General features: G+C 73.0%; 7 protein-coding genes. All 7 read right to left on the bottom strand.

The annotated features are described in order from the left end of the window. Positions 1-124: 124 nt before the first annotated feature. The 7 genes from AB0H82_RS15505 to AB0H82_RS15475 all read right to left on the bottom strand — a co-directional run bounded on the left by AB0H82_RS15505 (position 125) and on the right by AB0H82_RS15475 (position 9223). Positions 125-853 (bottom strand): DUF3159 domain-containing protein, encoded by a 729-nt coding sequence (locus AB0H82_RS15505; RefSeq protein ID WP_362992783.1) that lies wholly within the window; start codon positions 851-853, stop codon positions 125-127. A gap of 3 nt (positions 854-856) precedes the next feature. Next, complete coding sequence (locus tag AB0H82_RS15500) at positions 857-1255, bottom strand: OB-fold nucleic acid binding domain-containing protein (RefSeq protein WP_362992781.1); 399 nt, start codon at positions 1253-1255, stop codon at positions 857-859. Between the two features lie 130 nt (positions 1256-1385). Continuing rightward, the gene (locus AB0H82_RS15495; RefSeq protein WP_362992807.1) at positions 1386-2069 is read right to left on the bottom strand and encodes a response regulator; all 684 of its coding nucleotides are present in this window, start codon (positions 2067-2069) and stop codon (positions 1386-1388) included. Positions 2070-2158: 89 nt separating this feature from the next. Beyond that, positions 2159-4705, bottom strand: a complete 2547-nt coding sequence (locus AB0H82_RS15490) for a sensor histidine kinase KdpD (RefSeq protein WP_362992779.1) — start codon at positions 4703-4705, stop codon at positions 2159-2161. 177 nt (positions 4706-4882) lie between these two features. Continuing rightward, positions 4883-5563 (bottom strand): ABC transporter ATP-binding protein, encoded by a 681-nt coding sequence (locus AB0H82_RS15485; RefSeq protein ID WP_362992777.1) that lies wholly within the window; start codon positions 5561-5563, stop codon positions 4883-4885. Between the two features lie 2 nt (positions 5564-5565). After that, positions 5566-6489: an ABC transporter ATP-binding protein gene (locus tag AB0H82_RS15480; RefSeq protein WP_362992775.1), complete on the bottom strand. Its 924-nt coding sequence runs from the start codon at positions 6487-6489 to the stop codon at positions 5566-5568. Next, positions 6482-9223 carry a hypothetical protein gene (locus AB0H82_RS15475; RefSeq protein ID WP_362992773.1) on the bottom strand — a complete coding sequence of 914 codons (2742 nt, stop codon included), beginning with the start codon at positions 9221-9223 and terminating at the stop codon, positions 6482-6484. Before AB0H82_RS15475 ends, AB0H82_RS15480 begins: the two co-directional genes overlap by 8 nt. Between the last annotated feature and the right edge of the window lie 62 nt (positions 9224-9285).

Here is a 9285-nt window from a genome sequence, read left to right as displayed (position 1 = left end):
TTTTCGTGTTGGGGGGCGCCCGGCGATTGCCGGGCGCCCCCATCTCGTACGTACGTCTGCTGCGGCTGCGTCGTGGCTGGGCGCGCCCACGCGGCGGAGCCGCGCATGTCACAGCCCCGCGCCCCTACGGGGCCCGGTACTCCGCCTTGCGCTCCTCCTCCGCCTTCTCCGCCGCTTCCATCTCCGCGAAGACGTCGATCGGCGGCGGGGCCTTCGCCAGGAAGATCCAGGTCAGATAGACGGCGAGCAGGAACGGCGGGATCTTCAGGGCGATCAGGACCCAGCCGAACTGCGTGGTGTCCGCCCACCAGTACAGCGGGAAGAGGATCGCGCACTTGGCGAGCAGGATCAGGCCCCAGGCCCAACTGGCCTTCGCGTACGCCTTCTTGCGGCCGGGGTTGCGGGTGCGCCAGGAGAGGTTCTCCTTGAAGACCGGGCCGAGGATGAGGCCGATCAGCGGGACGCCCGCCAGGGTCGTGATCATGTACGCCAGGGCGAGGCCCAGGGTGTAGAGCATGCCGGGCAGGTAGAAGTCCTTGGCGTTGCCGGTCATCATCGCGAAGACCACACCGAAGGCGACACCGAAGACGCCGCTGAAGGCGTGCTTGACGGTGTCCTTCATGACCAGGCGGACCACGACGAGCACCACGGACACCGCGAGGGCCGCGATGGCCGACATGTGCAGGTCCTTGTTGATCGTGAAGATGGTCACGAAGAGCAGGCCGGGAACGACCGTCTCCACCATGCCCCGCACGCCGCCGAAGGCTTCGAAGAGCGCTGCCTCGGTCACGGCCCTGGAATCGGCGTCCTGATCGACGCTCCCTTGGTCCGTCGGCTTGTCGAGGGACGTCACCGGTTACTCCCGTCCGAGGGGTCTGAGTTCGTACTTGGGGTTGAAGAGCACCCGGCGGCCGCGGCTCATCGAGATCCGGCCCGATGCGATCAGCCTGCGCCCCGGTTCTATCCCGACGATGGAGCGCCTGCCGAGCCACACCACGTCCAGCGCCGCCGAGCCGTCGAACAGCTCGGCCTCCAGGGCGGGAACCCCGGCGCGTGGTCGCAGGGTGACCGTGCGCAAGGTACCAGTAACGGTGACTATCTGGCGGTCCTGGCAGTCGCCGATACGGACGCAGCCCGCTGTCTCGGCGTCCTCCCGCAGCTCCTCCGACTCCAGGTCCTCCTGGGAGGAGGAGAGCCGGTCGAGCATGCGCCGGAAACGGCCCGCCGGCTTGTCGGAACCAGAAACAGCACTCATACAAGAAGCGTACCGGTGGGCGCCGACACCAGGGACAGGGGTGCGCTCATCTGTGCTTATGTCCGCGCTTATGTCCGATCAGTACCCGCTCCGAAGGCTGCTGAAGCGAGCGGTCCGCTCGGTATTCCGGTCATTTCTCGAACCGGTATCCCATTCCCGGTTCCGTGATGAAGTGCCGCGGGTGCGCCGGGTCCGCCTCCAGCTTGCGGCGCAGCTGCGCCATGTAGACGCGGAGGTAGTTCGTCTCCGTGCCGTACGAGGGGCCCCAGACCTCCTGGAGCAGCTGCTTCTGGCTGACGAGGCGGCCGGTGTTGCGCACCAGGACCTCCAGGAGGTGCCACTCCGTGGGGGTGAGGCGTACGTCGCGTCCACCGCGGTTGACCTTCTTGGCGGCCAGGTCGACGGAGAAGTCGCCGGTGTCGACCAGGACGTCGTCGTCGCCGGGGCCGGTGGGCTCCGCCCTGCGGACGGCGGCGCGCAGCCGGGCGAGGAGTTCGTCCATGCCGAAGGGCTTGGTCACGTAGTCGTCGGCGCCCGCGTCCAGCGCCTCGACCTTCTCGTCCGAGCTGTGCCGGGCGGAGAGGACCAGGATCGGGACGCGCGTCCAGCCGCGCAGGCCCCGGATGACCTCCACGCCGTCCATGTCGGGCAGACCGAGGTCGAGCACGATCACGTCGGGGTGGCGGGCCGCGGCGACCTGCAGCGCCGTGGCGCCGTCGGGGGCCGAGTCCACCTCGTACTTGCGCGCCTTCAGGTTGATCACGAGGGCGCGTACGATCTGCGGCTCGTCGTCGACCACGAGCACCCGGGTCATGCGTACCTGCCTTTCCGGCTTCTGGTTCTGGAGCACGGCTTGTGTTCTGGGTCCGGGGTCCCGTTCCGGGTCCGGGGTCCGGTTCCGGGTCACGAGGTGGCCTGGGACGAGAGCTCCGGGCGGACCGGCGGCCGGCCGGCGGCCGCCCGCAGGGTGAGGACCATGGTGAGGCCGCCGCCGGGGGTGTCCTCGGCGGCGAGGGTGCCGCCCATGGCCTCGACGAAGCCGCGGGCGACGGCGAGGCCGAGGCCCACACCGGCACCCCGTGGAGCGTCACCGTAGCGCTGGAAGGGCGCGAAGATGCGGTCCTTGGCGCTGTCGGGGACGCCGGGGCCGCGGTCCACGACACGGATCTCGACGCGTTCGCCGAGGGCGCTGGCGGAGACCTTCACGGGCGCGCCCTCCGGGGCGTACTTCACGGCGTTCTCGACGATGTTGGCGACCGCCCGCTCCAGGAGGCCCTTGTCGACGGCGACCATGGGCAGCGTCTCCGGGATGTCCAGCTCCGCGCTGCCGTCGGGTACGCCGCCGAGGGCCATGGGGACGACCTCGTCGAGGTCGATCTCACGGATCAGCGGGGTGACCGTGCCGGTCTGCAGCCGGGACATGTCGAGGAGGTTCCCGACCAGGTGTTCGAGCCGGTCGGCGCCCTCCTCGATGCCCGCCAGGAGCTCGGCCTCGTCCTCGTCGGACCACTCCACGTCGTCGGAGCGCAGCGAGGACACGGCTGCCTTGATGCCCGCGAGCGGTGTGCGGAGGTCGTGGCTGACGGCGGCGAGCAGGGCGGTGCGGATGCGGTTGCCCTCCGCGAGGGTGCGGGCCTGGTGGGCCTCGGACTGCAGGCGCTGGCGGTCCAGGACGACCGCGGCCTGCGCGGCGAACGCGGCGAGGACCCGGCGGTCCGCGGCGGGCAGGACCCGGCCCGAGAGGGCGAGCGCCATGTGGTCGCCGACGGGCATGTCGACGTCGGCGTCCTCGGGGCGCTCCAGCGGGCGGCCGTCGCCGACGCTGCCCGCGCAGGTCCAGGGATCGGTGTCGCCCGCGCGCTCCAGGAGGGCCACGGACTCCATGGCGAAGGTCTCGCGGACCCGCTCCAGGAGGGCCTCCAGGCTGGTCTCGCCGCGCAGCACGCTGCCGGCGAGGAAGGACAGTATCTCCGCCTCGGCCCGCAGCCGGGCGGCCTGGTGGGTGCGCCGGGCCGCGAGGTCGACGACGGAGGCCACCGACACCGCGACGCCCACGAACACCGCGATCGCGACGATGTTCTTGTTGTTGGAGATCGTCCAGAGGTGCAGCGGCGGCGTGAAGTAGTAATTGAGGAGCAGCGAGCCGACGGCCGCCGAAGCCAGCGCCGGGAACAGCCCGCCCACCAGCGCTGCGGCGATGGTGAGCGTCAGGAACAGCAGCATGTCGTTGGCGAGGCCGAGGTCGGCGTCGACGTGGGTGAGCAGCAGCGTGAGCAGCGTGGGGCCCGCGACGCCGACCAGCCAGCCCCAGATGACCCGGGACCTGCCGAGGCGCGCCCCGCGGGCGACGGGCAGCCCGCGCCCCTTGGCGACCTCGCCGTGCGTGACGATGTGCACGTCCAGGTCGGGTCCCGAGTCGCGGGCGACGGTCGCGCCGACGCCCGGCCCGAAGACGTACTGCCAGGTCTTGCGGCGGGAGGAGCCGAGGACGATCTGGGTGGCGTTGACGCCGCGCGCGAAGTCGAGGAGCGCGGCCGGTATGTCGTCGCCTATGACGTGGTGGAAGGTGCCGCCGAGGTCTTCGACGAGGGTGCGCTGGACGGCCAGTTCCTTGGGGGACGCGCCGGTCAGGCCGTCGCTGCGGGCTATGTAGACGGCGAGGATCTCGCTGCCCGAGCCCTTGGCGGCCATGCGGGACGCGCGTCTTATCAGGGTGCGGCCCTCGGGTCCGCCGGTCAGGCCGACGACAATGCGCTCGCGGGCCTGCCAGGTGGAGCGGATGTTGTGCTCGCCGCGGTACTGCTGGAGGTACTCGTCGACGCGGTCGGCGACCCAGAGCAGCGCGAGCTCGCGCAGCGCCGTGAGGTTGCCGGGCCTGAAGTAGTTGGAGAGGGACGCGTCGATGCGGTCGGGCTTGTAGATGTTGCCGTGCGCCATGCGGCGGCGCAGCGCCTGTGGCGACATGTCGACCAGTTCGATCTGGTCGGCGCGGCGCACCACCTCGTCGGGGACGGTCTCCTTCTGGCGCACTCCGGTGATCGACTCGACGACGTCACCGAGTGACTCCAGGTGCTGGATGTTGACCGTCGAGACGACGTCGATGCCGGCCGCGAGGAGCTCCTCGACGTCCTGCCAGCGCTTGGCGTTGCGCGAGCCCGGGACGTTCGTGTGGGCGAGTTCGTCGACCAGGGCGACGGCCGGGGCGCGCTCCAGGGTGGCGTCGACGTCCATCTCGGTGAACGCCGTGCCGCGGTACTCCAGCTCCTTGCGGGGCACCTGTTCGAGGCCGTGCAGCATCACCTCGGTGCGCGGCCGGTCGTGGTGCTCCACGAAGGCGACCACGCAGTCGGTGCCGCGCTCGATGCGGCGGTGGGCCTCGGAGAGCATCGCGTACGTCTTGCCGACGCCCGGTGCCGCACCGAGGTAGATCCGAAGCTTGCCGCGTGCCATGGCCTCATTGTCTTCCCGAAACTGCTGTGTACGCAGCGTCGACCTTACGGCCAACAATTCCGGCATTACGGATGAGGGGGTGCGGGGGTGGTGTCCTTGACACAACCCTGATGCCGAGCCGCTGGACGGCCTCGCGACCGGCCAGGGCGCTGCGTGTGTGCAGTTCGCGCCGTGTGCTCAGTTCGCGACGATCTCTCCGTCGCGCAGTTCCAGGACCCGGTCGGCCAGGTCGAGCAGGGCCGCGTCGTGCGTGGCGACCAGGGCGGTGACTCCCTCGCTGCGGACGACGGCACGCAGCAGCTCCATCACGGCGAGCCCGGTCTCCGCGTCGAGCTGTCCGGTGGGTTCGTCGGCGATCAGCAGGGCGGGCTTGTTGGCGAGGGCGCGGGCGATGGCCACGCGCTGCTGCTGTCCTCCGGAGAGCTCGCCCGGCCGCTGACCAGCATGGTCGGCGAGGCCGACGAGCGCGAGGAGGAGGGCGACCCGCTCCTCACGCGCGCGTGGCTCGGCCTTGCGGAGCCGCAGGGGGACGCCGACGTTCTCGGCGGCGGTGAGGACGGGGAGGAGCCCGAAGGACTGGAAGACGAACCCCAGACGGTCCCTGCGCAGTTCGAGCAGCCCCTTCTCCCCCAGGCCGACGAGCCCCACGCCGTCCACGGTGACCTTGCCCCGGTCCGGGACGTCGAGCCCGCCGACGAGGTTGAGCAGCGTCGTCTTGCCGGACCCCGAGCGGCCCTTGAGGGCGACCAGTTCGCCGCGCGGCACCGCGAAGGAGACGCCCCGCAGGGCGTGCACGGCGGCGGCACCGCTGCCGTAGGTCCGGTGAAGATCCTCTACGACGACCATGTCCTCGGCCATCCTCACCGCTCCTCACCTTGCCCGGTGGCGGGCGCGTCCGGCCACACGCCCACGTGGTCCGGCTCCGCCGTAAGGCGTACCCGCCCCCTCAGGCCGTACCGCTCCACGTACTCCCCCGGCAGCTGCAGCCGCCCCGCCCGGTCCAGAACCGTGAACTCCTCGCCCGTGCCGCCCTGTTCGCGGAGCGTCTCCGTCGACGTGCGGCCGTCGCGGATACGGACCGTGCGGCGGACCTGCTCGGAGACGAGAGGGTCGTGGGTGACGACCAGGACGGTCGCGCCGAGCTCCTCGTTGGCGCGGCGCAGGGCGGCGAAGACGTCCTCTCCGGAGGCCGTGTCCAGTTCGCCGGTCGGCTCGTCGGCGAGCAGGACACGCGGGGAGTTGGCGGTGGCGACGGCGACGGCCACGCGCTGCTGTTCGCCGCCGGAGAGTTCGGCCGGCCGCCGGTCGCGGCAGTGCGCGACGCCGAGCACGCCGAGCAGTTCCGCGGCCCTCTCCCGACGTGCGCGGCGCGGCACGCGCGTGTACTTCATCGGCAACGCCACGTTCTCCAGCGCGGTCAGATACGGCAGCAGGTTGCGCCCGGCCTGCTGCCAGACGAAGCCCACGGTGCTCCTGCGGTAGCCGAGGCGCTCGCGGCGCCCCATCGCGAGCAGATCGTGACCGGCGACCTTCGCGCGCCCCGCGGTGGGCAGGTCGAGACCGGAGAGGATCGACAGGAGCGTGGACTTGCCCGACCCCGAGGCGCCGACCAGCGCCACGCACTCGCCTTCCGCGACGACCAGGTCCAGGCCCTGGAGCGCCTGCACCTCGACCTCGTCGGTGCGGTAGACGCGGACGAGGTTGTCGCAGACGACGAGGCCCTCGTCGTCCGCGGTACGCCCGGCGGCGCGCGCCCGCGCCTCCAGCTCGGCCAGTTCAGTCATCCGCTCTCCCGAGTCGTAGGACGGCGCCGAGCCCCCGGCGCCGTCCGAGCCGGCTCTCCACGCCCACCGCCGCGGCCACCAGGACACAGAGTCCCGCGCTCAGGGCCGCGGTGAACAGCGCGTCGACGTGCCGGTCGGGCGCGGTGGGCCCGCCCGTGAACTCCCGCAGGTCGAGGGCGGGCCCGAGCAGCGCGGGCAGCACGAGCCCGAGCGCGACGCCGCCCACGACGGCCGCGAGCACCAGGGGCAGGAGCTGCAGCAGGTGCAGCGCGGCCGCGGCACGCCCGCCCAGGCCGAGGGTGCGCAGGTAGGCGGTGGTGCGTCCGCGCGCGGGGGCGGACAGGAGCAGTTCGAGTACGAGGGCGAGGAGTGCGAGGAGCACGGCGAGTGCGGTGCACGCGGTGTGCGCCAGGGTCACGGCGGCGATCAGCCGGTCGTCGACGGCCTCGGCCTGTTCCTCGGCGCGGATGCGGAGCTCCCCGCCGGTCGCTCCGGGGGCGGCTCGCGGTACGAGGGAACGCAGCGCCTCGGTGTCCAGGCGCGCGCCGTACAGCAGGAGCGCGGACTCCTCGAAGTCCGCCGCGGCGAAGGCCCGCAGGTCACGGCTGTCGGCGAGGAGCAGGTGCTGCCGGGACTCGGTGGCGCCGCGCACGGGTCCGAGGGCGGCGTCGCCCGCCACGCCCTCCGGCAGCGGTCCGACGACCCGCAGCCGCTGCTCCTTGCCGTGCAGGGTGAAGGTGAGCAGGTCACCGGCGTGCCCCTCGGAGGCGAGCACCCGGATGTCCCGGCCGCCCCCGCCCCGGGTGAGGCCCGCGTCGTCCAGCGCGCGGGCGGCGGCCGAATCCCCAGCCGCCGCGCGCAGCTTCGCCCCGTCCACCCCGACCAGGCTGGAGATCCCGTACCGCCCCCCGTCCTTCCCGCTCACCGGATCGACCCTCAGCTGCCGCACCGTCACCGTTTTCCGCACTCCACGCGCGCGTGCAAGCCGGTCCGCCGTGCCGGGGTCGCGGTCCGCCCCCAGGAAGGAGGCGTCGGCGCCCACCTGCCAGGCCGCCGCGGCGCGCCGCCCCTCCACCAGCGTCCCCGAGACGAGCCCTCCGAAGACGGCACCGGCGAGCGTCACCACCAGGACGAGCAGCGCGAGGCCGCGCGCCGGAGCCTCCTTGGCGGCGCGGGACAGCGCGACGAGCACGACGGTGCCCCGCCCCCGTGCCGACCGTCGCGCCACCGCGCGCACCGGCCAGGGGTAGCACCGCACGAGGACGGCGACCGTCGCGAGCCCCAGCAGCACGGGCACTGCGGCGAGCAGCGGATCGGGCCCGGCCGCTCCTTCCGTGCCCCGGGCCCGCAGCGCGAGGACCCCGCCCGCGGCGAGCAGCAGCACCAGCGCCTCCACCACGACCCGGCGTCCGGCACCGCGCGGCGCGCGCTCCCGCAGCACGGCCCGGTCCCGCACCGCGCACCACGTGAGGGCGGGCAGCAGCAGCCAGCAGAGGAGGGCGACGGCCAGCCCGTCGCCGTACGCGGGTGAGCTCCCCGGCGCCCGCGTCAGGGCCGCGGCCGCGCAGCCGGCACCGAAGCCGAGCAGCGCCGCCGGTGCGCTCTCCACGGCACGCCCCAGGGCGAGCCCGGCGGCCGACGCCCCGCGCGCCCGCAGCAGCCGGTCCCCGTCGAGCCGCCGCCGCACCACGAGCAGCGAGGTCACGACGGCGGCGGTGAGCCCCACGCCGAGCAGCGAGGCCAGGGCGAACGACATCACGACGCCCGCCTGCCGCCACTGGCGCCGGAACTCCTCGAAGACGTCGACCAGTTCGGTGTCGGTCTCCAGCTCCGTCGCGGGATGGGAGCCGAGGACGCACCACTTGCCGCCGTACGACTCCATGTCGCAGAAGGCTTCCTCGGCCGCGGGCGGGTAGCGGGCCATGAGCCGCTGGAAGTCCCGCGCGCCGCGCTCCCCCACGAACCGGCCCGCGACCTCCTCCGCCATGTCGAGCCGCATGTTCCACTCGACGGTGAGCTCGGCGTTCGCCTGGTTCTGCAGGACCTCGGCGCCGCGGGGCGCGATGAGGGCGCCGACGTCCGGGGCGGCCCCTGCCGCGCCGGGCACGGGCCGTGCCAACAGCGGCTGTTCGACCCACAGCCGCATTCCCTCTTTGAAGCCGGAGCCGGAACCGGAACCGGAGCCGGGACCCGTCGCCCGGAAGACCCCGACGAGCCGCCCGACCGCACGCACGTTCTCCATGGCGCCGCCCTGCAGCCCGATCCGCTGCCCGACGCGCAGCCGGAGCGCGTCGCGCGTCCGTTCGGACACGGCGAGCTCCACCACCTGCCCGCGTGCGCGGGGCGCCCGTCCGGCGACGTACGCGCTCCGCCCCGGGGCGTCGGACGCGTACACCAGCGACAGCGAGACGCCACCCGCCACGTCCCCCTCCACCGTGGGCAGTTCGATCCGGGTCGAGTCGTGCACGAGCCCGCCGCGCAGCCGGCCCGGCGAGGCGTTCTCGATGACGGTGGCGTACCTCGCGAGATCGGCCTCCAGATCGCCCTCCTCCCCCGGACGGGGTTGCTCCGGATCGATGCGCGCGCTGTGCACCACACCCGGCGCCGCCCGCTGCACCTGATCGAACCGGTCCGCCAGCGCGTCCCCGCCGAGCCGTTCGAACAGCCCGGGACCGGCAGCGGCGACGGCCACGAGCACACCGATCACCATCCCGAGCCCGACCACCAGCGGCACCCGCCGCCACCACTCACGCCTCACAGCGCGCCCGGACCCCACAGGCCACCGCACCGGCACAC

The sequence above is a fragment of the Streptomyces sp. NPDC050732 genome (assembly GCF_040654255.1).
In the GTDB taxonomy this organism is placed as follows: domain Bacteria; phylum Actinomycetota; class Actinomycetes; order Streptomycetales; family Streptomycetaceae; genus Streptomyces.
Note: the sequence above shows the minus strand (reverse complement) of the source record. Positions and strands in the feature narration are given on the sequence as shown.